The 26669-nt window shown below is 66.6% G+C and carries 26 protein-coding genes; 13 read left to right on the top strand and 13 right to left on the bottom strand.

Going from position 1 to position 26669, the window contains the following annotated elements:
- The first annotated feature begins 74 nt into the window (after window positions 1–74).
- Both AC5Y5W_RS00215 and AC5Y5W_RS00210 read left to right on the top strand, forming a co-directional pair.
- On the top strand, window positions 75–1151 hold the full coding sequence (locus AC5Y5W_RS00215) for a 2Fe-2S iron-sulfur cluster-binding protein (protein WP_500021954.1): 1077 nt from the start codon (window positions 75–77) through the stop codon (window positions 1149–1151).
- A gap of 22 nt (window positions 1152–1173) precedes the next feature.
- Entirely contained in the window at window positions 1174–1704 is a 531-nt protein-coding gene (locus AC5Y5W_RS00210) for a hypothetical protein (protein WP_500021953.1), read from the top strand.
- 75 nt (window positions 1705–1779) lie between these two features.
- Here the strand turns inward: AC5Y5W_RS00210 and AC5Y5W_RS00205 are convergent, their stop codons facing one another.
- Window positions 1780–3900: an acyl-CoA dehydrogenase family protein gene (locus AC5Y5W_RS00205; RefSeq protein ID WP_500021952.1), complete on the bottom strand. Its 2121-nt coding sequence runs from the start codon at window positions 3898–3900 to the stop codon at window positions 1780–1782.
- A gap of 263 nt (window positions 3901–4163) precedes the next feature.
- Between AC5Y5W_RS00205 and kstR the strand changes: the two genes are divergently transcribed.
- A complete protein-coding gene (gene kstR, locus AC5Y5W_RS00200; protein ID WP_500022043.1) occupies window positions 4164–4769 on the top strand; it encodes a cholesterol catabolism transcriptional regulator KstR in 606 nt (201 codons plus the stop codon).
- Here the strand turns inward: kstR and AC5Y5W_RS00195 are convergent.
- Entirely contained in the window at window positions 4766–5845 is a 1080-nt protein-coding gene (locus tag AC5Y5W_RS00195; protein ID WP_500021951.1) for an Rv3575c family transcriptional regulator, read from the bottom strand. The two genes, kstR and AC5Y5W_RS00195, sit on opposite strands and share 4 nt — an antisense overlap.
- A 42-nt stretch (window positions 5846–5887) precedes the next feature.
- Here AC5Y5W_RS00195 and AC5Y5W_RS00190 point away from each other — a divergent pair, with 42 nt between their 5' ends.
- From AC5Y5W_RS00190 to AC5Y5W_RS00180, 3 genes are read left to right on the top strand one after another with little or no spacing between them, the layout of a single operon-like run.
- Window positions 5888–6646 carry a LamB/YcsF family protein gene (locus tag AC5Y5W_RS00190; protein WP_500021950.1) on the top strand — a complete coding sequence of 253 codons (759 nt, stop codon included), beginning with the start codon at window positions 5888–5890 and terminating at the stop codon, window positions 6644–6646.
- Window positions 6646–7566: an MBL fold metallo-hydrolase gene (locus tag AC5Y5W_RS00185; protein WP_500021949.1), complete on the top strand. Its 921-nt coding sequence runs from the start codon at window positions 6646–6648 to the stop codon at window positions 7564–7566. The genes AC5Y5W_RS00190 and AC5Y5W_RS00185 overlap by 1 nt, the downstream gene beginning before the upstream one ends.
- Before the next feature lie 6 nt (window positions 7567–7572).
- Window positions 7573–8814 (top strand): SLC13 family permease, encoded by a 1242-nt coding sequence (locus AC5Y5W_RS00180; protein ID WP_500021948.1) that lies wholly within the window; start codon window positions 7573–7575, stop codon window positions 8812–8814.
- Here the strand turns inward: AC5Y5W_RS00180 and AC5Y5W_RS00175 are convergent.
- From AC5Y5W_RS00175 to carD, 6 genes are all read right to left on the bottom strand, one after another.
- On the bottom strand, window positions 8789–9694 hold the full coding sequence (locus AC5Y5W_RS00175; protein ID WP_500021947.1) for a glycerophosphodiester phosphodiesterase family protein: 906 nt from the start codon (window positions 9692–9694) through the stop codon (window positions 8789–8791). The two genes, AC5Y5W_RS00180 and AC5Y5W_RS00175, sit on opposite strands and share 26 nt — an antisense overlap.
- A 6-nt stretch (window positions 9695–9700) precedes the next feature.
- Window positions 9701–10633, bottom strand: a complete 933-nt coding sequence (gene rlmB / locus AC5Y5W_RS00170) for a 23S rRNA (guanosine(2251)-2'-O)-methyltransferase RlmB (protein ID WP_500021946.1) — start codon at window positions 10631–10633, stop codon at window positions 9701–9703.
- Window positions 10634–12046: a cysteine--tRNA ligase gene (gene cysS / locus AC5Y5W_RS00165; protein ID WP_500021945.1), complete on the bottom strand. Its 1413-nt coding sequence runs from the start codon at window positions 12044–12046 to the stop codon at window positions 10634–10636.
- A 99-nt stretch (window positions 12047–12145) separates the two neighbouring features.
- Complete coding sequence (gene ispF, locus AC5Y5W_RS00160) at window positions 12146–12616, bottom strand: 2-C-methyl-D-erythritol 2,4-cyclodiphosphate synthase (RefSeq protein WP_500021944.1); 471 nt, start codon at window positions 12614–12616, stop codon at window positions 12146–12148.
- Window positions 12613–13275, bottom strand: coding sequence for a 2-C-methyl-D-erythritol 4-phosphate cytidylyltransferase (gene ispD, locus AC5Y5W_RS00155; RefSeq protein ID WP_500021943.1), 663 nt, complete (start codon window positions 13273–13275; stop codon window positions 12613–12615). The genes ispF and ispD overlap by 4 nt, the downstream gene beginning before the upstream one ends.
- A 2-nt stretch (window positions 13276–13277) precedes the next feature.
- The gene (carD, locus tag AC5Y5W_RS00150) at window positions 13278–13766 is read right to left on the bottom strand and encodes an RNA polymerase-binding transcription factor CarD (RefSeq protein ID WP_065015102.1); all 489 of its coding nucleotides are present in this window, start codon (window positions 13764–13766) and stop codon (window positions 13278–13280) included.
- Window positions 13767–14085: 319 nt separating this feature from the next.
- On the opposite strand from carD, the gene AC5Y5W_RS00145 reads away from it, so the two are divergent.
- Genes AC5Y5W_RS00145 through disA form a run of 3 tightly spaced genes read left to right on the top strand, consistent with a single transcriptional unit; the run spans window position 14086 to window position 17243 of the window.
- On the top strand, window positions 14086–14655 hold the full coding sequence (locus AC5Y5W_RS00145) for a copper chaperone PCu(A)C domain-containing protein (protein ID WP_500021942.1): 570 nt from the start codon (window positions 14086–14088) through the stop codon (window positions 14653–14655).
- A gap of 36 nt (window positions 14656–14691) precedes the next feature.
- The gene (gene radA / locus AC5Y5W_RS00140) at window positions 14692–16131 is read left to right on the top strand and encodes a DNA repair protein RadA (protein ID WP_500021941.1); all 1440 of its coding nucleotides are present in this window, start codon (window positions 14692–14694) and stop codon (window positions 16129–16131) included.
- Complete coding sequence (gene disA, locus AC5Y5W_RS00135; protein WP_500021940.1) at window positions 16131–17243, top strand: DNA integrity scanning diadenylate cyclase DisA; 1113 nt, start codon at window positions 16131–16133, stop codon at window positions 17241–17243. Before radA ends, disA begins: the two co-directional genes overlap by 1 nt.
- 18 nt (window positions 17244–17261) lie before the next feature.
- On the opposite strand, the gene AC5Y5W_RS00130 is transcribed toward disA, so the two are convergent.
- Window positions 17262–18068, bottom strand: a complete 807-nt coding sequence (locus AC5Y5W_RS00130; RefSeq protein WP_500021939.1) for a hypothetical protein — start codon at window positions 18066–18068, stop codon at window positions 17262–17264.
- Window positions 18069–18163: 95 nt separating this feature from the next.
- Window positions 18164–18787 (bottom strand): carbonic anhydrase, encoded by a 624-nt coding sequence (locus AC5Y5W_RS00125; RefSeq protein WP_500021938.1) that lies wholly within the window; start codon window positions 18785–18787, stop codon window positions 18164–18166.
- Here AC5Y5W_RS00125 and AC5Y5W_RS00120 point away from each other — a divergent pair.
- Window positions 18786–19688 carry an iron-sulfur binding domain-containing protein gene (locus AC5Y5W_RS00120; RefSeq protein ID WP_500021937.1) on the top strand — a complete coding sequence of 301 codons (903 nt, stop codon included), beginning with the start codon at window positions 18786–18788 and terminating at the stop codon, window positions 19686–19688. The genes AC5Y5W_RS00125 and AC5Y5W_RS00120 overlap by 2 nt on opposite strands.
- Here the strand turns inward: AC5Y5W_RS00120 and AC5Y5W_RS00115 are convergent.
- Window positions 19685–20443, bottom strand: coding sequence for an alpha/beta fold hydrolase (locus AC5Y5W_RS00115; RefSeq protein ID WP_500021936.1), 759 nt, complete (start codon window positions 20441–20443; stop codon window positions 19685–19687). The two genes, AC5Y5W_RS00120 and AC5Y5W_RS00115, sit on opposite strands and share 4 nt — an antisense overlap.
- A gap of 23 nt (window positions 20444–20466) precedes the next feature.
- Between AC5Y5W_RS00115 and mhuD the strand changes: the two genes are divergently transcribed.
- Both mhuD and AC5Y5W_RS00105 read left to right on the top strand, forming a co-directional pair.
- Window positions 20467–20784 carry a mycobilin-forming heme oxygenase MhuD gene (gene mhuD / locus AC5Y5W_RS00110; RefSeq protein ID WP_065015132.1) on the top strand — a complete coding sequence of 106 codons (318 nt, stop codon included), beginning with the start codon at window positions 20467–20469 and terminating at the stop codon, window positions 20782–20784.
- Window positions 20759–22123 carry a serine hydrolase gene (locus AC5Y5W_RS00105; RefSeq protein WP_500021935.1) on the top strand — a complete coding sequence of 455 codons (1365 nt, stop codon included), beginning with the start codon at window positions 20759–20761 and terminating at the stop codon, window positions 22121–22123. The genes mhuD and AC5Y5W_RS00105 overlap by 26 nt, the downstream gene beginning before the upstream one ends.
- Here AC5Y5W_RS00105 and AC5Y5W_RS00100 read toward each other — a convergent pair.
- On the bottom strand, window positions 22120–22698 hold the full coding sequence (locus tag AC5Y5W_RS00100) for a histidine phosphatase family protein (protein ID WP_500022042.1): 579 nt from the start codon (window positions 22696–22698) through the stop codon (window positions 22120–22122). The two genes, AC5Y5W_RS00105 and AC5Y5W_RS00100, sit on opposite strands and share 4 nt — an antisense overlap.
- Before the next feature lie 262 nt (window positions 22699–22960).
- Between AC5Y5W_RS00100 and nicT the strand changes: the two genes are divergently transcribed.
- Window positions 22961–24082, top strand: a complete 1122-nt coding sequence (gene nicT, locus AC5Y5W_RS00095; protein WP_500021934.1) for a Nickel transporter NicT — start codon at window positions 22961–22963, stop codon at window positions 24080–24082.
- A gap of 22 nt (window positions 24083–24104) precedes the next feature.
- Here the strand turns inward: nicT and clpC1 are convergent, their stop codons facing one another.
- The gene (gene clpC1 / locus AC5Y5W_RS00090) at window positions 24105–26654 is read right to left on the bottom strand and encodes an ATP-dependent protease ATP-binding subunit ClpC (protein ID WP_500021933.1); all 2550 of its coding nucleotides are present in this window, start codon (window positions 26652–26654) and stop codon (window positions 24105–24107) included.
- Window positions 26655–26669 lie beyond the last annotated feature (15 nt).

Raw genomic sequence — 26669 nt, 5'->3', positions numbered from 1 at the left:
GTATTCCTGCGGCTGGTAGCGATAGGTGGCCAGGTTTCTGTAACCTGTTCTAGTTACGATGGAAGGAGGGCCGGGTGACGACGACGGACACCGTTCCCGACGAGCCGCTCGGCAGCCACGTCCTCGAACTGCAGATCGCTGACGTCGTCGCCGAGACCGACGATGCGCGATCGCTGGTGTTCGCGGCATCCGACGATATTCCGGCTGACCGGCTGCGCTACGCGCCCGGCCAGTTCCTGACGCTGCGGATTCCCAGCGAGCGCACCGGCTCGGTGGCACGCTGCTACTCGCTGTGTAGTTCGCCGTTCACCGACGAAGCGCTCACCGTGACCGTCAAGCGCGACAAAAACGGCTACGCGTCAAACTGGCTGTGCGACCACGCTCACGCCGGGATGCGGATCCATGTGCTGGCTCCGTCGGGCAACTTCGTGCCCAAGACGCTCGACGCCGACTTCCTGCTGCTGGCCGCCGGCAGCGGGATCACCCCGATCATGTCGATCTGCAAGTCAGCGCTGTCCGAAGGCAGCGGGCAGGTGGTGCTGTTCTACGCCAATCGCGACGACCGCTCGGTGATCTTCAGCGATGCGCTGCGAGAGCTGGCCGCGAAATACCCCGACCGGCTGACCGTCGTGCACTGGCTGGAGTCGCTGCAAGGGCTGCCCAGCACGACGGCGCTGGCGCAGTTGGCTGCGCCCTACACCGACCGGCAGGCATTCATTTGCGGGCCCGGCCCGTTCATGCAGGCCGCCCGCGAGGCGCTGCAGTCTCTGGACGTGCCCGGCGGCCAGGTGCATCTCGAGGTGTTCAAGTCCCTGGACTCCGATCCGTTCGTTGCGGTGAAGGTCGAGGACGCGGGCTCTGAAGGTGGGGAGCCGCCGGCCACCGCCGTCGTCGAGCTCGACGGTGAAACGCACACCGTGTCGTGGCCGCGCGGCGCCAAGCTGCTCGACGTGTTGTTGGACGCCGGCCTCGACGCGCCGTTCTCCTGCCGGGAGGGCCACTGCGGGGCGTGTGCCTGCAGTCTGCGCAAGGGCAAGGTGAACATGGAGGTCAACGATGTCCTGGAGCAGCAGGACCTCGACGAGGGGCTGATCCTGGCCTGTCAGTCCCGTCCGGAGACCGATTCGGTCGAAGTCACCTACGACGAGTGATCGCGGGCGTTAGGTTCTGCTCATGAGCAAACATCTGGTGGCGGCAGTGACGGGCGTTGCACTGGCTTTGGTGATGGCGCCGCCGTCGTCGGCGGCAAGCAACACGGCCACCACGCTCATGCCGGTCGACGAGGGCACCCAGCTGGAAACCCGCGCTCTGCTCGACTGCCATGGCGCTACGGGCAGCTGCGACTTCACCGTCGGCGCCAACCTCCGCACTCCGGAGGGAGCGACCGGATTTCCGTCGGGCCTATGGGCCCGGCAGAGCACCGAATTCCGCACGATGAACCGGATGGTCTACCTCGACGTCCATGCCGACGGTCAGAACGAGCGGATCCAGAAGCAGGGCGGGACCGACGTGATGACCGACATCTACACGGGTGAGGGCCCGCCGGAGAAATACCAAAGCACCGGCCGGATCGACGCAACGGATTGGCATACCGGGCAACCGAAGACCGACATAAACGTCATCATGTGTACACACATTCAGGTGGTCTACAGCGGAGTGAATCTCACCTCGCCGAGCACCTGCGTACAGACCGGCTTTTCCTAAGCGCCGAGCGTCGAGTTGTTGGGCGAAATCTGGCAATTGAGCCCAACAAGTCGACGTTGGGCGGATGTGGACGGGTCAGCGCGGCAGGCCCAACAGCCGCTCGGCGGCCACGGTCAGCAGGATTTGTTCGGTGCCGCCGGCGATGGTCAGGCAGCGGGTGTTGAGGAAGTCGTGCACCGTCTTGTTCTCCACCACCCCCCGGCCGTCGGATAACTCCATCCGGAATTCGGACAGCGCCTGACGGTAGCGGACTCCGATCAGCTTGCGGGCGCTGGACTCCGCGCCGGGATCCTGACCGCCCACGGCCAACTGCGCAATTCGCTGATCCAGCAGCGAACCCACCTGGGCCGAGAGAATCAGCGCACCAAGCCGGTCTTGCTCGCTGACGTCAAGATCAAGCGCGGCGACGGTGCGCAGTACCTCTTCCATGGGATTGTCCAGCGCGGTGCCCGCCGCCATCGCCACTCGTTCGTTGGCCAGCGTGGTGCGGGCCAGCCGCCAGCCGTCATTGACCGTTCCGACCACCATGGCGTCGGGCACGAACACGTCTTCCAGAAAAACCTCGTTGAACAAGTCGTCGCCGGTGATCTCGCGCAACGGCCGGATATCGACTCCGGGCGAGGACATCTCGACCAGGAAATAGGTGATGCCTTTGTGTTTCGGCGCGTCGGGGTCGGTGCGTGCCAGGCACACCCCCCACTGCGCCTTGTGCGCCGCCGACGTCCACACCTTCTGCCCGGTCAGCCGCCAGCCGCCGTCGGCGCGGACGGCTTTGGTTCGCAGCGACGCCAGGTCCGAGCCGGCGCCCGGCTCGGAAAACAGTTGGCACCAGAAGATTTCACCGTTCAGGGTGGCCGGAATGAAGCGCTCGATCTGCTGCGGTGTGCCGTGTTCGAGAATGGTCGGCGCAGCCCACCAGCCGATCACCAGGTCTGGCCGCTCCACGCCGGCCGCCGCCATCTCCTGGTCGATCAGCAGCTGCTCGGCCGGTGAAGCGTTGCGCCCGTAGGGCGTCGGCCAGTGCGGTGCCTGCAGTCCGGCCTCCGCCAGCGCCCGTCGGCGCTTCTCGACAGGCAGCGCGGCGACTTCTCCGACCGCGGCGCTGATGTCGGGGCGCAGGTGCGCCACCGAGTCCAAGTCGATGTGCAGCTCGCGCCGAATGCCCTGCTGCGTCAATGTTGCCACCCGACGTAGCCAGCGTGCCCGGCCGCCGAGGAACTGGCCGATCCCGTAGGCGCGGCGCAGGTACAGATGGGCGTCGTGCTCCCAGGTGATGCCGATGCCGCCGAGCACCTGGATGCAGTCTTTGACGTTGGCCTGGGCGGCCTCGATGCCCGTCGCGGCGGCGACCGCGGCGGCAATGGACAGCTGCTGATCACTGGCATCGGTGGCGGCGGCCGTCGCTGCATCACTGGCGGCGATCGATGCCTGCTCGGCCCGCAGCAACATTTCCGCGCACAGGTGCTTGATCGCCTGAAAGCTGCCGATCGGCTTGCCGAATTGCTCGCGCACCTTTGCGTACTCGGTGGCGGTGTCCAGCGCCCACCGCGCGACGCCGGCGGCCTCGGCTGCCAGCACGGTGGCGGCGAGGTCTTCGGCGCGCTGTACCGGTGCCGGAACGACCGCCACAGCCGCGGAGTCCAGCGTGACGCGGGCCAGCGACCGGGAGAAGTCCGTGGCACCCAGCGGTTCGACCGTGACGCCGTCGGCCGCGGCGGCGTCGATGACCAGCCAGCCATCGGCGGCCGGCACCAGCAGCACACCGGCCTGGTCGGCGCCCAGCACGTAGTCGGCGCTGCCCGACGCCCGGTCGTCGTCCAACCGGACATCGGCCGACAGCGCGACACCCGCGGTGCGCTCCCCCGACGCCAACGACTCGAGCAGCCCAGCATCGGTGACGAGCAGCGTGGCCAGCGCGGTAGTCGCCACCGGACCCGGGACCAGGGCTTTCGCAGCCTCGTCGACCATGGCGCAGAGGTCACCGGTGCTGCCGCCGGCGCCACCGCAGTCCTCGGAAATCGCGACCCCGAACAGCCCCAGACCGGCCAGGCGAGAGAAAACCGGCCGCCAGGCCTCGGGCTTGCCCTGCTCGATGTCGCGGATCGCCGCCTTGGAACTAGCCCCGACGCCGGATCCGGCCCAATCGCGCACCAACTGACGCGCCGCGAACTGTTCGTCAGTGGTGGTCGCTGGCACGGTCGGCTCCTAATTCGGTGTAACAAGGGCGCTAAGCAACACTAGAACGTGTTCTAATAGTGCCAGCGATCGACCGTCAAGTCGAACGCCATCGCAGCAGGACACCTTGGTGTCCCGGCCGCACGGAGGTGGGAAATTCACGCTCGGCATGCGTATCGTTTGACAGCGAAACGCGCGAAGAAGGAGCTGCCCGTCAGATGTCGTCGCCAGCGAACAGCGGCTCGAGCCGCGCGTCGGACGCGCAGCCTCGTGAGGTCATGAACGTGGCGGTACTGGCCGAATCCGAGCTCGGGTCCGAGGCGCAGCGGGAGCGTCGCAAGCGCATCCTGGACGCGACGATGGCGATCGCCTCCAAGGGCGGTTACGAGGCAGTTCAGATGCGGGCGGTGGCTGACCGCGCCGACGTGGCGGTGGGCACACTGTACCGGTATTTCCCGTCCAAAGTGCATCTGCTGGTGTCGGCGCTGGGCCGGGAATTCGAACGCATCGACGCCAAGACCGACCGGTCCACGTTGACCGGCGGGACGCCGCACCAGCGGCTGAACTTCATGATCAGCAGACTCAACCGGGCCATGCAGCGCAACCCGCTGCTGACCGAGGCGATGACCCGCGCGTACGTGTTCGCCGACGCCTCGGCGGCCAGCGAGGTCGATCAGGTGGAGAAGCTCATCGACTCGATGTTCGCCCGCGCGATGAGCGACGGCGAACCGACCGAAGAGCAGTACCACATTGCCCGGGTGATCTCGGATGTATGGACGAACAACCTGCTGGCCTGGCTCACCCGGCGCGCCTCGGCCACCGACGTCAGCAAGCGGCTCGACCTGGCCGTGCGGTTGCTGATCGGCGATCAAGAGCCGCAAACCACCTAGCTCGGCGGCCCCGCTGTGCGGCCGCGGATCAGCTCGGTGTCCAGTATTTCCACGGCCGGCTGAATGTCGTTGCGGTGCAACAGTTCGCCGGCGCGACGGCCTTTCTGCAGGCTCGGCTGGGCTACCGTGGTCAATCCGCGCCGCCGCGCCTCCGGCACGCCGTCGAAGCCGGTGACGGTCATCTGGCCCGGGACGTAGATGCCGCGCCCGCGCAGGTAATCCATGGCCGACAACGCCAGCACATCAGCGGTACACATCAGTGCGGTGATCCGCGGGTTGGCCGCCAATGCGACCTCGGCGGCGATACCGCCCGCCGTCGGCGTGTGGTCGTAGCTTTCCACCACCGTCAGCGCGTCTGGGTTCAATCCGGCCGCGGCCATTGCTTCGCGGATACCAGTTACGCGTTCGCCCTGCACCTGAAACATCGCTGACTGCAGGCGTTCGGCGCCGACCAGGCCCTGGCGACGCTCACGGTGCAGCCGCATCGTCAGCACACCGATTTCGCGGTGGCCCAGATTCAGCACGTGGTCGGCAAGCTGACGCATCGCAGCCCGGTCGTCGATACCCACCTGAAACGCGCCGGCGACGTTCTTGGGCTGGTCGACCACGACGACGGGCAACCGCCGCTGCAACGCGACCTGCAGATAGGGGTCGTTCACCGCCACCGAATACACCACGAAGCCGTCGACTCCGGCGGCCAGCACCGACGCCGTCCCCTCGGCAACCGTCCGGCTCGGACCGACCGCCACCAACATCAGCCCCTGCCCCAGCTCTTCGCACGACTGTGCCAGTCCCGCAACGAAATCCAGCGCTGCGGGATCACGAAAGGAATAAGTCAGCGGTTCGGTGCTCACCAAACCGACCGCCCCGGCCTTGCGGGTACGCAACGACCTTGCCACCGGGTCCGGTCCGGGATATCCCAGCCGTTTCGCCGCGGCGAGCACCCGCTCACGCAGCTCGGCAGAGAGTTGGTCGGGCCGGTTATAGGCGTTCGAGACGGTGGTCCGCGACACCTTGAGATCAGCGGCCACCGACGCCAGGGTCGCCCGCCGGCGCGGCGTGGGACTCCTGGACATGCTCACTGACGGTACAACGATCCCGGCCTTAAGCTAGCGACCGTGGCCTGTGTGGATCTCAACGCCGACTTGGGCGAGGGGTTCGGTGTTTGGCGACTCGGCGACGACGACGCCATGCTCGATATCGTCACCAGCGCCAACGTGGCCTGCGGTTTCCACGCCGGCGACCCGGCCGGGCTGTTGCGGGTCTGCCGGGCTGCTGCCGCACGGGGCGTGCGCATCGGCGCCCAGGTCGGCTACCGCGACCTGGCCGGATTCGGCCGCCGTTACATCGACGAGACACCCGAGGACTTGCTCGCCGACGTCGTCTATCAGATCGGCGCGCTACAGGGGCTTGCAGGAGCCGCCGGTTCATCGGTCTCGTACGTCAAACCCCATGGCGCGCTGTACAACACGATCATGACCGACCGCATACAGGCGGCCGCCGTCGCCGAGGCGGTACGCATTGTGGACGCTGGTTTGCCGGTGCTGGGCCTGGCGGAGTCGGTGTTTTTCGACGAGGCCGGCCGACGAGGTGTGCGTACCGTCCCGGAGGTATTCGCCGATCGCGCTTACCGGCCGGACGGCCAGTTGGTCTCCCGACGCGAACCCGGCGCCGTGTTGCACGACCCGACGGCCATCGCCGAGCGGGTGGTGACGATGGTGACCACCGGACAAGTTGTCGCGGTCGACGGGACAGTGGTCACCCTGCAGGCCGAATCGGTCTGTGTCCATGGCGATTCCCCGAACGCGGTGCAAATCGCCGCCGCGGTGCGGGAACGGTTGACAGCGGACGGTATCGACGTGAAAGCGTTCAGCTGATGCGACTACGCCCCGGTCGACCGGACATCGCACGGTATTCGCACCGGTTCACCGTCCCGCCCGCCAAAACCGATGCGCCGCTGACAGTGACGTGGATGGGTGTGTCGACGCTGCTGATCGACGACGGGTCTTCGGCGCTGATGACCGACGGCTACTTCTCCCGGCCCAGGTTGGCGCGGGTGGCACTGCGCAAGGTGTCGTCGTCGCCGGCCCGCGTGGAGGGATGCTTGGCCCGGGCCAACGTGGCACGACTGGCGGCAGTGGTCGCTGTGCATACGCATATCGACCACGCATTGGACTCTCCGCTGGTAGCCGACCGCAGCGGCGCGCAACTGGTGGGCGGCGAGTCGGCGGCCAACGTCGGCCGCGGCTACGGCTTTGCCGAGGACCGCCTGGTGGTGGCCACACCGGGTAAGCCAATTGTGCTGGATCCCTTCGAGATCACGCTCGTCGAGTCGCACCACTGCCCGCCGGACCGGTTTCCCGGCGCGATCACCGCACCGGTGGTTCCCCCGGTGAAGGCGTCGGCCTATCGCTGCGGGGAGGCGTGGTCGACTTTTATCCAACACCGCCCCTCGGGTCGGCGAGTCTTGGTCCAGGGCAGTGCCGGATTCGTGAAGGGCGCCCTGGCCGGGCAGCGCGCCGACGTGGTCTACCTCGGCGTCGGTCAGCTCGGCTTGCAGCCAAAGACCTACCTCGTCGACTATTGGACGGAAACGGTGCGCGCGGTCGGCGCACGCCGAGTGGTGCTGATCCATTGGGATGATTTCTTCCGCCCGCTCTCAAAGCCTTTGCGGGCGTTTCCATATGCGGTTGACGACTTGGATGCTTCCATGCGCATCCTCGACGGGCTGGCCGCGGCGGACGGTGTCCCGCTGGATATGCCGACCGCCTGGCAGCGCGAAGATCCCTGGGCCTGAAATCCGTTGCCGCTATTCCTCGCGCTGCTGCTGCTTGCCGTCGTGCTCGGCTTTGCCGTCGCACGCCCGCGGGGCTGGCCCGAGGCGTTCGCGGCGATACCAGCCGTCGCGGTGCTGATCGGGGCCGGCACGATATCGCTGCACCAGGCCGCCGCCGAAGCGGCCAGCCTGGCCCGGGTGGTCGCGTTTCTGGGCGCGGTGCTGGTGCTGGCCAAACTGTGTGACGACGAAGGCCTGTTCGAGGCGGCCGGAGCGGCGATGGCCCGGGCCCGATTCGGTTCGCAACGGCTGCTGCGCCAGGTGTTCGTCATCGCCGCCGTCATCACCGCCGTACTGAGCCTGGACGCGACGGTGGTGCTGTTGACCCCGGTCGCACTGGCCACGGTCCGCTGGCTACGGGCGCCGGTCCGGCCGCATGCTTATGCCAGCGCGCACTTGGCCAACGCCGCCTCACTGTTGCTGCCGGTGTCGAATCTGACCAATCTGCTCGCCTTCCACATCGCCGATCTGTCGTTCATCAAATTCACTGCGGTGATGACGTTGCCATGGCTGGCCGCGGTCGGCACCGTATACCTGGTCTTCCGTTGGTTCTTCGCACGCGATCTGGACGTGTCGCCGGAACGACAGGAAATCGGGCCCCCACCGCGCCCACCGGTATTCGTGCTGGCGGTGGTGGCTTTGACGCTGGCTGGGTTCGCCATCACCGAGGCACTGGGTGTGGCACCGGCCTGGGCAGCAATTGCCGGCGCTTCGGTGCTGGGTATCCGCAGTCTTCGGCACCGCCACACCACAGTGGTGGAGCTGGTGCGCGCCGTCAACGTGCCGTTCTTGGTGTTCGTGTTGGCGTTGGGCATTGTGGTAGAGGCCGTGATGCTCAACGGCGTGGCCGACGGCATGCGGGCGGTGTTGCCGTCGGGCTCGAGCTTGCTTGCGCTGCTGGGTATTGCGGCGGTTGCCGCCGTACTGGCCAATCTCGTCAACAACCTGCCCGCGACACTGGTGCTGCTGCCGCTGGCCGCAAGTAGTGGGTCGGCGGCGATTTTAGCGGTGTTGATCGGAGTGAACATCGGACCCAACTTGACCTACGTCGGGTCGCTCTCAAACCTGCTGTGGCGGCGGGTCCTGCGTCGGCACAACGTGCCGGCGAGTATCGGCGAATACACCCGGCTGGGGTTGTGCACCGTGCCCACCGCATTGGTGGCGGCGGTGCTGGCGTTGTGGATCAGCGTGCGGCTGCTGGGGGTTTGACACAGCGAGGAGGCAACGGCATGCCGAGATCAGCCATCACCGCCCGCAATTGGGCGGGCTGGTCGGTGATGATGCCGTCGACGCCGGCAGCAATCAGGGCGCGCATGGCCTCGGCGTCGTTGACAGTCCACGGAAGGACCTTGATACCCAACGCATGTGCCCTGTCGACCAAAGCGCTGTCGACCAACGAATAGGCCGGCGAGACGATGCTGGCGCCGACCATCGCGGCAGCAACGACCGGATCACCGACGACGATCGGGTCGATCCCCGCCAGCCACGAAGACCCGGGGCGCCATGTCATCTGATTCCACAACGCCACCACGGGAATCGACGGCTCGACTTGCCGCACCATCGGCAGTATTCGCCAATCGAAGCTCTGAATCTCGACGCGGTCGATCTTGCCCGCCGACCGAACGGCGGCGAGGATCACCTCGACGAACTCCTGCGGAGTGGCTGTCGCGGACGGCGCCTCGGGATCCACCTTGGTCTCGATGTCGTAGCGCACGTCGGCCCGATAGGAGTCGGTGAGCGCAAAGATCTCCGGTAGCGTCGCGATCCGGTCGCCGCAGTCGAGCGTGCGGAGCTGCGCCAGCGTGAGCTCGTGTACGAGCTTCCCAACGTACGGATACTGCGGGTCGGTGGCCGACGCGGGTGCGGTGTCGGCGCACTTTTCCAGCCGGATGTCCTGGTCGTGCCATACCACGGGCTGGCGGTCCTTGGTTATGCCGATGTCGAACTCCAGTGTGCTGACGCCTATTTCGAGTGCAGCCGCGCCACCACGGTGCGCCACCACGTCGAAGCTGGATGGTTGTGCGCTGGCCGGCGGCGGACCGGGAACGACGAGAACCGCCAGAACCAGTGCGGCCAGGCGAAAACGCATGCCTGGTTAACGCCTGCGTTGACGCGCGATGTCGGCGAGCACCACCCCGGCAGCCACCGAGGCGTTCAACGATTCGGCGGAACCGGCCATCGGGATCGACACCACCGCATCGCAGCTCTGCCGCACCAACCGCGAGAGTCCCTTGCCCTCGGATCCGACCACCACCACTACCGGCCCGGTTGCGTCCAAGTCGTCGAGCGTGGTGTCACCCTCGGCATCCAACCCGACCAGCTGGACACCGCGGCCGGCCCAATCTTTCAGGGTGCGGGTCAGATTCGTGGCCCGGGCGATCGGCACCCGGGCCGCCGCGCCGGCGCTGGTCCGCCAGGCCACAGCAGTCACCGAGGCCGAGCGCCGCTGCGGGATCAACACCCCGTGGCCGCCGAAGGCTGCCACCGATCGCACGATCGCACCCAGGTTGCGCGGGTCGGAGATGTTGTCCAAGGCGACCAGCAGCGCCGGCGGAGTGTCCAGAGCGGCCGAAATTAGATCGTCGGGATGGGCGTAGTCGTACGGGGGAACCTGCAGCGCGATGCCCTGGTGCAGGCCGTTGGTGGTCATCCGGTCCAGATCGCTACGCGGAACCTCCAGAATCGCGATACCGGAATCGGCCGCCCGGGTAACGGATTCGGTGAGCCGCTCGTCGGCCGCAGCACCGAGGGCAACATATAGCGCGGTGGCCGGAACACCGGCACGCAGGCATTCCAGCACCGGATTGCGGCCCAGCACCGTCTCGGTCTCATCCTCGGTGCGCTTAACCGGCCGACGCGGCTGCGACCGCAGCCGCTTGGACGCGGGATGGTTGGGCCGCATATGGGCGGGCGGCGTGGCGCCGCGGCCCTCCAGACCCCGGCGACGGACACCGCCCGACCCGACGGTGGGACCCTTCTTGCTGCCGGGCTTGCGTATCGCCCCGCGCCGGCGCGAGTTGCCGGCCATCTACTTGGCTTCCAGCGACCACTGGGGTCCGTCGGCGGTATCGGTGACCTCGATGCCGGCGTCCTTGAGGCGGTCGCGGATCTGGTCGGCCAGCGCCCAGTCGCGCTGTTCGCGGGCCTGCTCGCGTCGCTCCAACTCGGCGCGCACCAGCACATCAACAGCGGCCAATGCAGCCGAGGTCTCGTCGTGGGATTCCCAGCTCTCGTCGAGCGGATCGCAGCCGAGGATGCCCATCATCGCCCGGATCGCGCCGGCGCTGGCCAATGCGCCGTCGTGGTCGCCGGCATCCAGCGCCCGGTTGCCCTCCGCGCGGGTGTGGTGCACCTCGGCCAGCGCGATCGGCACCGCCAGGTCGTCGTCGAGCGCCTCGGCGAACCGCGCCGTCCATTCTCCGGGAATGACGGCGCCGACCCGATTGCGCACCCGATGCAAGAAGTCCTCGATGCCGAGATAGGCGTTGACTGCGTCCTGCAACGCACTCTCGGAGAACTCCAGCATCGAGCGGTAATGGGCGCTGCCCAGGTAATAGCGCAACTCGGCAGGCCGGACCCGTTGCAGCACAGCGGGAATCGCCAGCACGTTGCCCAGCGACTTGCTCATCTTTTCGCCACCCATGGTCACCCAGCCGTTGTGCAACCAATAACGGGCGAAGCCGTCTCCGGCCGCACGGCTCTGAGCGATCTCGTTCTCATGGTGCGGGAAAACCAAATCCATGCCGCCGCAATGGATATCGAACTCGGGTCCCAGATAGGTGCGGGCCATCGCCGAGCATTCCAGGTGCCAGCCTGGACGCCCGCGACCCCACGGGGTCGGCCACGACGGTTCGCCGGGCTTGGCGCCCTTCCACAACGTGAAGTCGCGCTGATCACGCTTGCCGGTGGCTACTCCCTCGCCCTGGTGCACGTCGTCGACCCGGTGTCCGGACAGCTGCCCGTACTCCGGGTAACTCAGGACGTCGAAGTACACATCGCCGTTGCCTTGCCGAACAGATGGGTAGGCGTGTCCTTTTTCCACCAGCCGCTCGATCAACTCGATCATCTGGGTGATATGCCCAGTGGCGCGCGGTTCGGCCGACGGCGGCAACACACCCAGCGCGTCGTAGGCGGCGGTGAACGCGCGCTCGTAGGTAGCCGCCCATTCCCACCAGGGCCGGTCGGCCGCCGCGGCCTTGTTGAGGATCTTGTCGTCGATGTCGGTGACGTTGCGGACAAACGCCACGTCATAACTGCGCGCCATCAGCCAGCGCCGCAGGATGTCGAAGGCCACGCCGCTGCGCACGTGCCCGATGTGCGGCAGGCCCTGCACGGTGGCGCCGCACAGGTAGATGGAGACGTGCCCGGGCCGCAGCGGGACGAAATCACGCACGGCACCGCTCGCCGTGTCGTGTAGCCGCAGTTGGGCGCGATCGGTCACGACGTGCCAGCTTACCGGGGCGACTCGTCCCGTCTCACCGCGAGCGTGCGCAGATCCGGGAATTTGCGCGCGTGTCGGCCGGGGACACGCACTATCACGCTATAAAGCGACCACCAGCGCCGTTGCTATGGCCGCCAGCCCTTCCCCGCGACCGGTCAAGCCCAGACCGTCAGTTGTAGTGGCCGACACCGCCACCGGCGCGTCGAGTAGCCCGGACAGCAACTCTTGCGCCTCGGCGCGTCGTGGTCCGATCTTGGGTCGGTTACCGACGACCTGCACAGCCGCATTGCCGACGCGGTAGCCATGTTCTGAAATCAGTTCGACGACGACGCGCAGCATGTCGGCTCCGCTGGCGTCTGCCCAGCGGGGATCGTCGACGCCGAACACGCTGCCGACATCGCCAAGCCCGGTAGCCGACAGCAGCGCGTCGCACAATGCGTGCGCGGCGACGTCGCCGTCGGAGTGGCCGGCGCAGCCGTCGGCGTCCGGAAACAACAGGCCCAGCAGCCAGCACGGCCGCCCCGGCTCAATGGCATGCACATCGGTGCCCAGACCGACCCGAACGTTCATTGCTTAACGATGGCCTGGGCCAGCAACAAGTCCAACGGGGTGGTGATCTTGAAGGCCAGCGGATCGCCCTCGACCACCTGCACCTGGCCGCCGAGGTGCTCGACCATCGACGCGTCGTCGGTGAACTCGACGTTCGACGCGCGCTGGTAGGCGCGATGCAGTAGTTCGGTCGCAAAGCCCTGCGGGGTTTGCACCGCGCGCAGGCCGGAGCGCTCGGGTGTCCCCAGCACGACCCCGTTGGCGTCGACGGCCTTGATGGTGTCCGGTACCGGCAACGCAGGCACGACCGCCGGATGTCCCGCCTGCAGCGCCTCGACGACGCGGACCACCAAACCCGGCGGCGTCAGGGGCCGCGCTGCATCGTGCACCAATACGAAGTCCGGTTCTCCGGCGGCGGTCAACGCTCGAGCGACCGACTCCGTGCGGTTGGCGCCGCCGGCCACAACCGCGGCGTCGCGTCCGAGTATCAGCTTGGCTTGGTCGGTGCGGTCGGGGGGCACTGCCACCACCACGCGATCGATGACTTCGGACTCCAGCAGAGCGGCTACGACGCGTTCGACCAGCGTGCGTCCGTCGAGATGAAAAAACGCTTTGGGAACACCGGCCGCCAGCCGTTCACCCGACCCCGCGGCCGGGACGACCGCGACCGTGCCCGTCACAGTCAGGACGCGGCGGCCAAAACCTCGTCGAGGATTGTCTCGGCCTTGGCGTCGTCGGTGCTTTCAGCCAGCGCCAACTCACCCACCAGGATCTGGCGTGCCTTGGCCAGCATCCGCTTCTCCCCGGCCGACAGGCCGCGTTCCTGGTCGCGACGCCACAGGTCACGCACCACCTCGGCCACCTTGTTCACATCACCGGAGGCAAGTTTCTCGAGGTTGGCCTTGTAGCGGCGCGACCAGTTGGTCGGTTCCTCGGTGTGCGGGGCACGCAACACCTGAAAGACTTTGTCCAGACCTTCTTGCCCGACCACATCACGCACGCCCACATACTCAGCGTTGTCGGCAGGCACTCGAACTGTCAGGTCCCCCTGCGCCACCTTCAAGACGAGATACTCTTTTTGTTCCCCTTTGATGGTCCGGGTTTCGATCGCCTCGATTAACGCAGCACCGTGGTGTGGATAGACAACGGTGTCTCCGACCTTGAAGATCATCTGGTTCGAGCCCCTTTCGTTACTGCAATTCTAGCACGGTGCGTCGACAGGCGTGGTCCAACGGTGCAGGTCAGGGGCATCGCACAGGAAGCGTAGGGGTTGACAGACTGGTGAATTCGTGCATGGCACCGACCTTTTGATAACCCGGCTGGGGACCCTCGAGGCCCCGCCGACAGCTTGCGCCGGACCCCTGAACAAGGGCATTGAAGATCGTACTGCGCTGCCCTGTGTACGCTGCCGGCGCCCTCGACTACCAGCCGTCGGATCTGACCTACTACTGTGCATAGTCGAACCGTCACGGGCGAGCAGGAGGCTTTGAGTGAAACGCTTGGACAATCGCCGCTCGGCCACCCTCGCCGCACTGGCCGCCGGGAGCGTTCTCGGCGCCCTCGCCCTCGCCGGCTGCGGCAGCGGTCAGCTCTCGCAGACCGCCGCCCAGGTACCTGCCGTCAACGGCACCGAGACGGTGATCAACAACGTGGCGCTGCGCAACGTTCACATTCAGGCCACGCAGACCGGCGACTTCCTGGAGCCGGGCAAAACGGTGAATCTGGTCCTGGTGGCGGTCAACGACTCCGTGGATGTCGCCGACAGACTTCTCGGCATCACCTCGGACATCGGCCCGGTCACGGTGTCCGGCGATACCGCATTGGCGCCGGGTGGAACGTTGTTCGTCGGCACCGCCGACGGCCAGAGCAAGAAAGCCGTCGAGGCCATTGAGCCCGCAGGGACCGCGAAGGCGATCGTGGCGTTGAACAAGCCGATCACCAACGGCCTCCTCTACAACTTCACCTTCGACTTCGAAAAGGCCGGGCACACCAGCTTGACCGTGCCGATTTCCGCGGGGCTGGCCCCCCGCCAGGAAGAAACGCCGGCCCCGGCCGGATAGCCCTGAGCTGTCATACCGGCCCGATACCGTTCCGGTGTGGCCAAGACACGCTCGCAATACCGCTGTTCGGAATGCCGGCACGTCACCGCTAAGTGGGTAGGACGCTGCCTCGAGTGCGCCACCTGGGGAACGGTCGAGGAAGTGGCGGTGCTGTCCGCCGTCAACGGCCGGAGCCCACGCTCAATAGCCTCGGCGGCCCCAACCTCCCCGGCGGTGCCCATCAGTTCTATCGAGCCGCATAGCGCGCGTCACTGCCCCACTGGTGTCGACGAACTCGACCGAGTGCTGGGCGGCGGTGTGGTGCCCGGCTCGGTGACGCTGCTCGCCGGCGAGCCGGGGGTCGGTAAGTCGACACTGCTCCTCCGGGTCGCCCATCAATGGGCCCGGTCCGGTCGACGCGCGTTGTACGTCTCCGGTGAGGAGTCCCTCGGCCAGATCCGGCTGCGCGCCGACCGGACCGACTGCAGCCACGACGAGGTGTTCCTGGCGGCCGAATCCGACCTGGGCGCGGTGCTCGGTCATATCGAGGCCGTGCGGCCCACGCTGGTCGTGGTCGATTCCGTACAGACGATGTCCACCACCGAGGCCGACGGTGTCACCGGCGGGGTCACCCAGGTGCGGGCGGTGACCACCGCGCTGACGGCCGCGGCGAAAGCGGGCGACGTGGCGATGATCCTCGTTGGCCATGTCACCAAGGACGGCGCCATCGCCGGACCGCGTTCCCTTGAGCATCTCGTGGACGTGGTGCTGCATTTCGAGGGCGACCGCAACTGCACCTTGCGCATGGTCCGTGGCGTCAAGAACCGATTCGGGGCCGCCGACGAGGTCGGCTGTTTCCAGCTGCATGAGGGCGGCATCGAAGGTGTCGCCGACCCGTCCGGGCTGTTCCTGGACCAGCGGCCGCGGCCGGTCCCCGGAACCGCGATCACGGTGACGTTGGACGGTAAGCGACCCCTGGTCGGCGAGGTTCAGGCGCTGCTGGCCAGCCCGTCGGACGGGCGGCCGCGCCGCGCCGTCAGCGGCATCGACCACGCCCGCGCCGCGATGATCACCGCCGTACTGGAAAAGCATGCCGGGCTGGCACTTTCGCCCGTCGACATCTTCCTATCCACCGTCGGAGGCATGCGGTTAGCCGATCCGTCGTCGGATCTGACGGTGGCGATTGCTTTGGCGTCCGCCTACGCGAATCTTCCGCTGCCCACTACCGCCGTGATGATCGGTGAAGTCGGATTGGCCGGCGATCTGCGGCGGGTCAGCGGAATGGAGCGCCGGCTGGCCGAAGCCGCCCGGCAGGGCTTCACCACCGCCCTGGTTCCAGCCGGATGCGACGCGTCACCGACAGGCTTGCGGGTCTGCCAAGCTGCCACCATCGTCGCGGCGTTGCAGCACATGCTCGACATTGCCCAGCACTGCAGCAACACGCCAGCGCCACCACACCGGCTCGACCCGCCTAGGGCGGAGCAGAATGGCGGGTAATGACTGCGAGCAAAGCCAGGAGAATCGGCCCGGTGCCGGCGCCGCGGCCCACCCTGCGTGAGTCCGTCGGGCGGCTGGCGCCGGGAACTGCGCTGCGCGATGGTCTGGAGCGCATCCTGCGCGGCCGTACCGGTGCGCTGATCGTGCTGGGCTACGACGACAGCGTGGAAACCATCTGCGACGGCGGCTTCTCCCTGGACGTGCGGTACGCGCCGACGAGGTTACGTGAGCTGTGCAAGATGGACGGGGCAGTAGTGCTGTCCACCGACGGGAGCCGCATCCTGCGCGCCAACGTCCAGCTGGTTCCCGACCCGTCCATCCCCACCGATGAATCCGGCACTCGGCACCGCTCAGCCGAGCGGGCCGCCATCCAGACCGGTTACCCGGTGATCTCGGTCAGCCACTCGATGAACATCGTGACCGTCTATGTGGCGGGGGACCGCCACGTGCTCGCCGACTCGGCGACCATCTTGTCCCGGGCCAACCAGGCCATCGCCACGTTGGAGCGCTACAAGATCAGGCTCGACGAGGTCAGCAGACAACTCTCGCGGGCCGAGATTGAAGACTTCGTCATACTGCGCGACGTCTTGACAGTGGTGCAGCGGCTGGAATTGGTTCGCCGGATCGGTCTGGTGATCGACTACGACGCTGTCGAATTGGGCACCGACGGGCGCCAACTGCGGCTGCAGCTGGAGGAGTTGCTCGGTGGCAACGACCTCGCCCGAGAACTGATCGTGCGCGACTATCACGCCAATCCCGAGCCGCTGACCAAAACCGAAGTCACCGCCACTCTCGACGAGCTGGATGCCCTGTCGGACGCCGAGTTGCTCGATTTCACCGTGCTGGCAAAGGTTTTCGGATACCCGTCGACGACCGAAGCCCAGGACAGTGCGATGAGCTCGCGCGGCTACCGCGCGATGTCGGGTATCCCGCGACTGCAGTTCGCCCATGTCGACCGGCTGGTTCGCGAATTCGGCTCACTGCAGGGTCTACTGGCCGCCAGCGCCGGTGACCTGCAGTCGGTGGAGGGTATCGGCGAGATGTGGGCTCGGCACGTGCGCGAAGGACTCTCGCAGCTGGCCGAGTCGACGATCGCCGACTCAGTCAGCTGAGGCGCCGGGCGATCCTGCTCAGTTACCGCCGGGAGCCTGCGCCGGACCGGGCGGTGGTCCGAGTTCGCCGGGCGCTGGCAGCCCGGGCTGGGGCGCACCCGGCCCTGCTGGCGGTGGGGCACCCGGCGGTGCGGCATCAGCCAAGATGAACGGGACCGGCGCCGAGCGCAGGTTGCCCAGTTGCACGACGAGGTTGTACGTGCCCGCGCCAATCGGCTGTCGCGGCAGTGGGCACTGCGGCGCCGATCCCATACCGGTCCACGTCACTGCCGTGGTCACCTGCTCGCCGGGCGTGAACGTCTTGACCAGGGTTTCGTTGGACGGCGCGCAATCCAAGTTGGACCACAACCGCTTGTTGTCCAGTGAGTAGACGTAGGCCGCCAGCACCGCTGCTCCGACATTGCGTTTGCAGGCCACCAGCCCGATATTGGTGACGACCATGGTGAATTTCGGCTGGTCACCGATCACGTACTGGGGTGCGTTGGTCAGGCCTTTGACGGCCAGTGTCGAATCCGGACAGTCGTCGCCTTCCTTGAGCACCGGTGGCGGCTGCACAGCTGCGGTCGGGGTCTCGGTCGGGAGTTGGTTCTCCCCGGCGGGCGGCACTACCGGCGTCTTGACTTCGGGCTGCGCGCCGGAGGCCGCGGCCGGGGGATTCGACGGCTTGTCGGCCGCGGCAGGTTTGGCGTCGGCGTTTCCGCTCAGCAGGGCGACAACGGTCGCGACCACGATTCCGACCACGACAACCGCGATACCGATCGCCAGTCCCCTGCGTCGCCAGTAAATCTCCGGCGGTAGCGGGCCATGCGGTTCCAGATCCAGCACATTCACACGGTAAGCCCAGGTCACTGCAACCTGTCCGACCGCTCTCGGCGTGTCGCGATGCTGGTCCCGCGCGGTCGCACACCGCGCTGCTCGAGTTAGGGCTCGTCGCCGACGTTGCCGATGTGGTGGCGCAGCACCGCCCGCCCGTCGGCGAGGTGGTAGGTGACGCCCACGATCGCCAGGTCGCCCGAACCGACCCGCTCAGCGATGGCTGTCGAACGGGCCATCAGCTGCGTGCCGGTCTCGGCCACATGGCGCGCTTCGAACTCGTCGACCCGAGTCAAGCCCTCGCGGCGACCGAGCAGGATCGACGGCGTAACCCGCTCGACCAGGTCGCGCACATACCCTCCGGGTAGCACGCCGTCGTCCAGTGCGGACAATGTGGCCTTCACCGCGCCGCAGCTGTCATGGCCCAAGACCACGATCAGCGGCACATCAAGGACCGACACCCCGAATTCGATCGAGCCCAGCACCGCCGAGTCGATCACGTGGCCGGCGGTGCGGACCACGAACATGTCGCCCAAACCCTGATCGAAGATGATCTCGGCGGCCACCCGACTGTCACCGCACCCGAACAGCACCGCGGTGGGTTTTTGTCCCTCGGTGAGGCTCGCTCGGTGATCGATGCTCTGGCTGGGATGTTGGGGCTTGCCGGCGACGAAGCGCTCGTTACCCTCTTTGAGTGCCTTCCATGCGGAGATCGGATTGGTATTGGGCATGGCCGACATTCTGCCGCACCCGCCGATGAGCCTGTCGGCGGAGGAGCTTCTCGACTGGTACGACCGTTCGCGGCGCGATCTGCCGTGGCGCAAGCCCAGTGTCACGCCGTGGCAGATCCTGGTCAGCGAGTTCATGCTGCAGCAGACTCCGGTGGCGCGGGTGCTGCCGATTTGGCAGGAGTGGGTCGCCCGGTGGCCGTCGGCGTCGGCGACCGCAGCGGCGAGTGTGGCCGATGTGCTGCGGGCATGGGGCAAGTTAGGTTATCCGCGGCGAGCCAAGCGCCTGCACGAATGCGCCACGGTGATCGCGCGTGAGTACGCTGACGTGGTCCCCTGCGACGTCGACACGCTGGTCACGCTGCCCGGGGTTGGCAGCTACACCGCGCGCGCAGTGGCCTGCTTCGCTTACCGTCAGCCGGTTCCGGTGGTGGACACCAACGTGCGCCGGGTGGTTGCCCGGGTCGTCCATGGACGCGCCGAAGCGGGCGCGCCCTCGGCTGTCCGCGACCACGCCGACGTATCCGCGCTGTTGCCGAGCGACGATAGCGCGCACCGGTTTTCAGCTGCGTTGATGGAATTGGGCGCTACGGTGTGCACCGCCCGCAGTCCACAATGCGGCCTGTGTCCGCTCAGTCGGTGTAGCTGGCGGCAGGCCGGATACCCGGCGGCGGAGGCGCCCGCTCGGCGTCCGCAGCGCTACGCCGGAACCGACCGCCAGGTCCGCGGATTGCTATTGGATGTGTTGCGCCTCAGCGACTTCCCGGTCAGCCGAGCCGAGCTCGATGTGGCCTGGCTGACCGATACAGAGCAACGGGACCGGGCGCTGAATTCTCTGCTTGCCGACGGCTTGGTGAAACAGACGGTCGACGGGATGTACGCCCTGGCGGGCGAAGAAGTCTAAAGTGCGTCCAAGAATGACTCCACCGCATTGCGGTACGTCCGCGGCGCGTCGTCGTGAATCAGGTGGCCAGCGTCAGCAACACGCAAGTAGCTTGCCTGGCATCCGGTTTCATTCATCATCTGCATTTGGCCGGCTGGCGTGACCGAGTTGCCGGCTTCGATGAGCAACGCCGGTGACCGCACCGCCCGCCACTGCTCCCAGTAATCACGGGTCCCCCATTCGGCAGCAATCTCGATCCACCGCGCGGTGTGGCCATGCAGCCGCCAACCGGTCGCCGTGCGATCAAATGCATCCAGGAAGTACTGCCCGGCAATCTGTCCGAATTCGTCGAATACCTGCTTCTCAGACGAGAATTCGACCGGCAGGTTATGCAGCCACGGCTCCCAGGGGCCGGTTGTGCGGCCACGAAAGTCCGGCGCCATATCCTCGATCACCAACGCCGACACCAAGTCTGGGCGCTCGGCGGCCAGGCACCACGCGTGCAGCCCACCCATCGAATGCCCGACCAGCCGCACCGGTTCGCCCAGGACGTCCACCGCGTCTCCCAGGTCGGCGACGAAGCGTTCGGTGCTGATCGGGTATGGGTCGGCGACGTCGCGACCGCGGTGCCACGGCGCATCGTAGGTGTACACGGCGCCCAGTCGGGTGAGCCACGGCAACTGGCGCGACCACGTGCTTCCCCGCCCCATCAGGCCGTGCACCAGTACCACCGGCTGCCCGCGTCCGCCACGGGGAGTCAGCAGCTCGGCGGTCACGTCGGGCACGGTAGCCTAGGCCCATGCCAGTGGTGAAGATCAACGCAATCGAGGTGCCTGCAGATGCCGGCCCCGAGCTGGAGAAGCGGTTCGCCCATCGCGCGCACGCGGTCGAGAATTCGCCGGGCTTTTTGGGCTTTCAGCTGCTCCGCCCGGTCAAGGGGGAGGACCGCTACTTCGTGGTGACGCAGTGGGAGTCCGAGGAAGCCTTCCAGGCATGGGCGACCGGCCCGGCCATCGAAGCCCACGCCGGCCACCGGGCCAACCCCGTGGCGACCGGCGCGTCGCTGCTGGAATTCGAGGTTGTGTTAGACGTTGCCGGTAGCGGCTCGACGGCGTAGCCCACACCGGGCGCGACACCGCGCGCTGGCAGTGGCTGCGGTCGCCGCCTTGGTGGCCGCGTCGGCGCCCGGCTGTGCTTCACCACCCACACCGGCTGCGCACGCGGCCGATACCGGTGTGCGGATCGACATCAGGACGCCGCCGGGGCTGCGGGCTCAGCAGACGCTGGACATGCTCAACTCGGATTGGCCGATCGGTCCGATCGGTGTCGGCACCCTGGCGTCGCCCGAGGCGGCCAAGCAGGTCGAGAACACCATGGAAGCCCTGTGGTGGGACCGCCCGTTCCGCCTCGACGCGATCGACATCAGCGCGGGCGCGGCCACCCTCAAACTCATCACCTCCTACGGCGCACGACAGTCCATCCGCATTCACACCAATGACGACACCCTGGTGGACAGCTTCGACCTCACCACGCAGCCACCAACCATCTCCTCGTGGCGTGACGTCGATGACGCGTTGACCAAGACCGGCGCGCGGTATTCCTGGCAGGTCGCCAAAGTCGATAACGGCCACTGTGATCCGGTGGCAGGCACCAACACCGCGCTATCCCTGCCGTTGGCATCCATTTTCAAACTCTACGTGCTGTATGCCGTCGCGGCAGGGGTCAAGGACGGCACGGTGTCCTGGAATGACCAGCTGACCATCACCGACAAGGGCAAGGCCGTCGGTTCTGGTTTGGAACTGCCTGTCGGAGCTCATGTTTCTGTCCGTACCGCCGCCGAGAAGATGATTGCCACCAGCGACAACATGGCGACCGACCTGCTGATCGGGCGGGTGGGGCCGCAGGCCGTTGTGAACGCGCTCATCGCGGCCGACCACCACGACCCGGCCAGCATGACACCGTTCCCGACAATGTACGAGCTGTTCTCGGTCGCCTGGGGTGAGCCGGACCTGCGAACACAGTGGAAGCAGGCCGATCCGCAAATCCGCGCACAGCTATTGCAGCAGGCCAATTCCCGCCCATACGAACCGGATCCGACCCGGGCCCACACTCCAGCATCTGAATACGGTGCGGAATGGTATGGCAGCGCCGAGGACATCTGCCGGATACATGCCGCGCTACAGGAAGGTGCCGTCGGCAAGGCGGCACCAGTGAAACAGATTATGTCCGCGGTCCCCGGCGTCGACCTGAACCGACGCGAGTGGCCCTACATCGGGGCCAAAGCCGGCGGGCTGCCGGGTGACCTCACGTTCAGCTGGTATGCCGTCGACAACACGGGTCAGCCGTGGGTGGTCAGCTTCCAGTTGAATTGGACACGCGATCACGGGCCGAGCATTACCGGCTGGATGCTTCAAATCGCCAAGCAGGTATTCGCGCTGCTGCCCTCGCCGCGCTAGTTCGTCAGCAGCGTCCACGCGTGTCCGCGGAAACGCATCACGGTCACGCTTGCCGGTGCAATATCCATGCGCCAGAACGACTTTGCCGGTGCATTCAACGTCACTAGGATCGCGGCGCGGATCACCGACGGATGGGTGACGGCGATCAGCCGCGACCGGGTGGTGGTCAACGAGTCCAGCCACGCGCGCACCCGCTCAACCAGGTCGACCACCGACTCACCGCCGTGCGGGGCGCGGGTGGGATCGGTGAGCCAGACCGCCAGTTCAGCCGGCCGCACTCCGCCGAGCACGTGGCCGCGCCACCGGCCACAGTCCAAGTCGGCCAGTTGCGGTTCGATCCTGGGCGCCAGGCCGAGCAATTCCGCCGTTTGCCTTGTTCGCTTCTCGGGCCCGGCGAGTGCGACGTCGGCGACGCCCAGATCGATCGACGCATCGACTTGCCGGTGCCCGGCGCCGTTGAGCGGCTCATCGGTAGGGAAACGTCCGGCCGCCAGCGCCTCGGTCATTGCATGCGATACCAGCGTCAGCCGGATGACTTCGCCCCTGGCGCTCCGACCGTCGACCCGACCCAACATCATGATCATTATCGCGGTCACCCCAAAGCCCGGTCACCGCGGGTTTGAAAAGCGTTGTCACTGCGCTGTGCTCACACCGGCACGGTCGGTTGCCAGGCCGATGCAGGCGGTATAGCGTCTTTCGCGATAGTCATGTGACGGCGAGGAAACCGGTGCATATTCCGGTGCGGTCGCGCCACTGTGACCAGCGTTTCGACGCTGGGAGCCAGACCTTCCCGGCACATCTCGGATGGGGACGCGAAAATTCCCGGGAGGCGGTCTTATGTCAGTTCCGGCATCCGCTGCTCGATCAGCCGGTCTCGGTGCGAGCATCCGCAGGCTGACATCGACGTGGGATCGCCGCGATCGCATCGAAATCGGTGCCCTGCTGGGTGTGATCGCGCTGATGCACGTCCTCGGATTCGCGACGCTGATTCTGTTCATCGCACCACACCGGTATCAGGCCGGAACCCAGATCTTCGGTGTCGGGCTCGGTGTCACCGCCTACTTGTTCGGGCTCCGGCATGCGTTCGACGCCGACCATATCGCCGCCATCGACAACACCACGCGCAAGCTGATGAGCGACGGGCAGAAACCGAAGTCGGTCGGATTCTGGTTCGCGATGGGCCATTCCACGATCGTGCTGGCAATGGCGGTCCTGGTCGTCCTCGGCGCCCATGCGGTGGGCGCTCTGGTAGACGACGGCTCGCCGGCCCGGCATGCACTCGGCTTCGCCGGCACGCTGGCATCCGGGCTGTTCCTGTATCTCATCGCAATCATGAACATCATCGCGCTGAGCGGAATAGTCCGCGCTTTCACCAAACTTCGGGGCGGGACGTACTCCGACGAAGAACTCGAAGTAGCCCTCAACGACCGCGGTTTCCTGGCGCGGCTGTTGCGTCCGATCATGAACCGCATCAAACGGCCGGTGCAGCTTTATCCCGTCGGTGTACTGTTCGGCCTTGGGTTCGACACCGCAACTGAAGTCGCGCTGCTGGCGTTGGCGGGCACCGGCGCGGCGGCCGGCCTGCCGTGGTACGCGGTGTTGGTCCTGCCCTTGCTGTTCGCCGCCGGCATGAGCCTGATGGACACGTTGGACGGCCTGCTAATGACCGCGGCCTACGACTGGGCGTTCATGCAGCCGGCCCGCAAGATCTACTACAACCTGACGGTCACCGGACTGTCGATCGCGGTCGCGCTACTGATCGGGTCGATCGAGCTCGTGTCGATCCTGCACGACGACCTCGGCTGGGTCGACCCCGTCACCAGTTGGATCGCCGGCATCAACCTGAACAATGCCGGTCTGGCGATTGTCGTGCTGTTCGCGGCGACGTGGATCGGCGCGATCGGCTATTGGAAGCTGGCCAACGTCGAAGCGCGCTGGCAGCCGGTCAAGCCGGACTGAGACCGGCTGCCTCGCGCTGTCGCTACTCGGCGCTGTGCGCACCACCGGCGCTGTGGGCTCCGGCCTTGGCCAGATCTTCCTCGGCCGGTTCGGCCGGCTTGCGGGTTCCGGTGAACGTGAACACCGCATCCTCGCCGGCGCCTTCGCCGTCCCAGTTGTCCACGTCGACGGTGACGACCTGTCCCGGACCGATCTCCTCGAACAGAATCTTCTCCGAGAGTTGGTCCTCGATCTCGCGCTGAATGGTCCGGCGCAGCGGACGCGCACCCAGCACCGGATCGAAGCCCCGCTTGGCCAGCAGCGACTTGGCCTTCTCGGTCAGCTCCAGCGCCATGTCCTTGGTCTTGAGCTGCTTCTCGACCCGGGTGGCCATCAGATCGACCATCCGGATGATCTCGTCGCGAGTCAACTGGTGGAAGACGATGATGTCGTCGATGCGGTTGAGGAACTCCGGGCGGAAGTGCTTCTTCAGCTCGTCGTTGACCTTCTGCTTCATCCGCTCGTAGTCGTTCTCGCCGCCGCCCTGGGTGAAGCCCAGGCCGACCGCTTTGGAGATGTCGGCGGTGCCGAGGTTGGACGTGAAGATCAGCACGGTGTTCTTGAAGTCGACCGTGCGGCCCTGCCCGTCGGTGAGCCGGCCGTCCTCGAGGACCTGCAACAGGCTGTTGTAGATCTCCTGGTGCGCCTTTTCGATCTCGTCGAACAGCACCACGGAGAACGGCTTGCGCCGGACCTTCTCGGTGAGCTGACCGCCCTCCTCGTAGCCGACGTATCCAGGCGGTGCGCCGAACAACCGCGACGCGGTGAACCGGTCGTGGAACTCACCCATGTCGATCTGGATGAGCGCGTCGTCGTCACCGAACAGGAAGTTGGCCAGCGCCTTGGACAGCTCGGTCTTACCCACCCCGGACGGGCCGGCGAAGATGAACGAACCGGACGGGCGCTTGGGGTCCTTCAGCCCCGCGCGGGTACGGCGGATCGCCTTCGAAACCGCCTTGACCGCGTCCTCCTGGCCGATGATGCGCTTGTGGATCTCGTCCTCCATGCGCAGCAGCCGGGTGGTCTCGGCCTCGGTGAGCTTGAACACCGGGATACCGGTCCAGTTGCCCAGCACCTCGGCGATCTGCTCGTCGTCGACCTCGGCAACCACGTCGAGATCACCTGAACGCCACTGCTTTTCGCGCTCGGCCCGCTGGGCAACCAGTTGCTTCTCCCGGTCGCGCAGGCTGGCCGCCTTCTCGAAGTCCTGCGCATCGATCGCCGACTCCTTCTCGCGGCGCGCGTCGGCGATCTTCTCGTCGAACTCACGCAGGTCTGGCGGCGCGGTCATCCGGCGGATCCGCATTCGGGCACCCGCCTCGTCGATCAGGTCGATGGCCTTGTCGGGCAGGAACCGGTCGTTGATGTAACGGTCGGCCAAGGTGGCGGCGGCCACGATCGCGGAGTCGGAGATCGACACCCGGTGGTGCGCTTCGTAGCGGTCCCGCAGACCCTTGAGGATCTCGATGGTGTGTTCCACCGTCGGCTCCCCGACCTGTACCGGCTGGAAGCGGCGTTCCAGGGCGGCATCCTTCTCGATGTACTTGCGGTATTCGTCGAGCGTGGTGGCGCCGATGGTCTGTAGCTCACCGCGGGCCAGTTTGGGTTTCAGGATCGACGCGGCATCGATCGCCCCCTCTGCGGCCCCGGCACCGACCAGGGTGTGCAACTCGTCGATGAACAAGATGATGTCGCCGCGAGTGTTGATTTCCTTGAGCACCTTCTTCAGGCGCTCCTCGAAGTCACCGCGGTAGCGGCTGCCGGCGACCAGCGAACCCAGATCCAGGGTGTAGAGCTGCTTGTCCTTCAGCGTCTCGGGGACGTCGCCGTGCACGATGTTCTGGGCCAGGCCCTCGACGACTGCGGTCTTGCCGACGCCGGGCTCGCCGATCAGCACCGGATTGTTCTTGGTACGACGGGAGAGCACCTGCATCACCCGCTCGATTTCCTTCTCGCGGCCGATGACGGGGTCGAGCTTGCCTTCCATCGCCGCGGCGGTCAGGTTGCGACCGAACTGGTCGAGCACCAACGACGTCGAAGGGGAGCCGGACTCTCCGCCTCGGCCACCGGTGCCGGCCTCGGCGGTCTCCTTGCCCTGGTAACCCGACAGCAGCTGGATGACCTGCTGACGCACCCGCGTCAATTCGGCGCCGAGCTTCACCAGCACCTGGGCGGCCACACCCTCGCCCTCACGGATCAGCCCGAGCAGAATGTGCTCGGTGCCGATGTAGTTGTGGCCCAGCTGCAGGGCTTCCCGCAAGGAAAGCTCCAGCACCTTCTTGGCGCGCGGGGTGAACGGAATGTGCCCCGATGGCGCCTGCTGGCCCTGGCCGATGATCTCCTCGACTTGGCTGCGAACGCCTTCCAGCGAGATCCCCAATGACTCCAACGACTTAGCGGCGACACCTTCGCCTTCGTGAATCAGTCCCAGCAGGATGTGCTCGGTGCCGATGTAGTTGTGGTTGAGCATCCGGGCCTCTTCTTGCGCCAGGACGACGACCCTGCGGGCACGGTCGGTAAATCTCTCGAACATTGGTGGTTACCTGCT

Source organism: Mycobacterium sp. NGS51 (assembly GCF_059812525.1).
The sequence above is the reverse complement of the archived record's forward strand: the minus strand, read 5'-3'. Positions and strand labels throughout refer to the sequence as shown.

Bases quoted from the DNA above. Each gene is read 5' to 3' on its own strand.
- AC5Y5W_RS00210 (WP_500021953.1), top strand. From the start codon at position 1,174: ATGAGCAAACATCTGGTGGCGGCAGTGACGGGCGTTGCACTGGCTTTG.
- AC5Y5W_RS00195 (WP_500021951.1), bottom strand. From the start codon at position 5,845: ATGTCCAGGAGTCCCACGCCGCGCCGGCGGGCGACCCTGGCGTCGGTG.
- AC5Y5W_RS00185 (WP_500021949.1), top strand. From the start codon at position 6,646: ATGCGACTACGCCCCGGTCGACCGGACATCGCACGGTATTCGCACCGG.
- AC5Y5W_RS00175 (WP_500021947.1), bottom strand. From the start codon at position 9,694: ATGCGTTTTCGCCTGGCCGCACTGGTTCTGGCGGTTCTCGTCGTTCCC.
- rlmB (WP_500021946.1), bottom strand. From the start codon at position 10,633: ATGGCCGGCAACTCGCGCCGGCGCGGGGCGATACGCAAGCCCGGCAGC.
- ispF (WP_500021944.1), bottom strand. From the start codon at position 12,616: ATGAACGTTCGGGTCGGTCTGGGCACCGATGTGCATGCCATTGAGCCG.
- carD (WP_065015102.1), bottom strand. From the start codon at position 13,766: ATGATCTTCAAGGTCGGAGACACCGTTGTCTATCCACACCACGGTGCT.
- disA (WP_500021940.1), top strand. From the start codon at position 16,131: ATGACTGCGAGCAAAGCCAGGAGAATCGGCCCGGTGCCGGCGCCGCGG.
- AC5Y5W_RS00120 (WP_500021937.1), top strand. From the start codon at position 18,786: ATGGCCGACATTCTGCCGCACCCGCCGATGAGCCTGTCGGCGGAGGAG.
- AC5Y5W_RS00125 (WP_500021938.1), bottom strand. From the start codon at position 18,787: ATGCCCAATACCAATCCGATCTCCGCATGGAAGGCACTCAAAGAGGGT.
- mhuD (WP_065015132.1), top strand. From the start codon at position 20,467: ATGCCAGTGGTGAAGATCAACGCAATCGAGGTGCCTGCAGATGCCGGC.
- AC5Y5W_RS00100 (WP_500022042.1), bottom strand. From the start codon at position 22,698: ATGTTGGGTCGGGTCGACGGTCGGAGCGCCAGGGGCGAAGTCATCCGG.
- nicT (WP_500021934.1), top strand. From the start codon at position 22,961: ATGTCAGTTCCGGCATCCGCTGCTCGATCAGCCGGTCTCGGTGCGAGC.
- clpC1 (WP_500021933.1), bottom strand. From the start codon at position 26,654: ATGTTCGAGAGATTTACCGACCGTGCCCGCAGGGTCGTCGTCCTGGCG.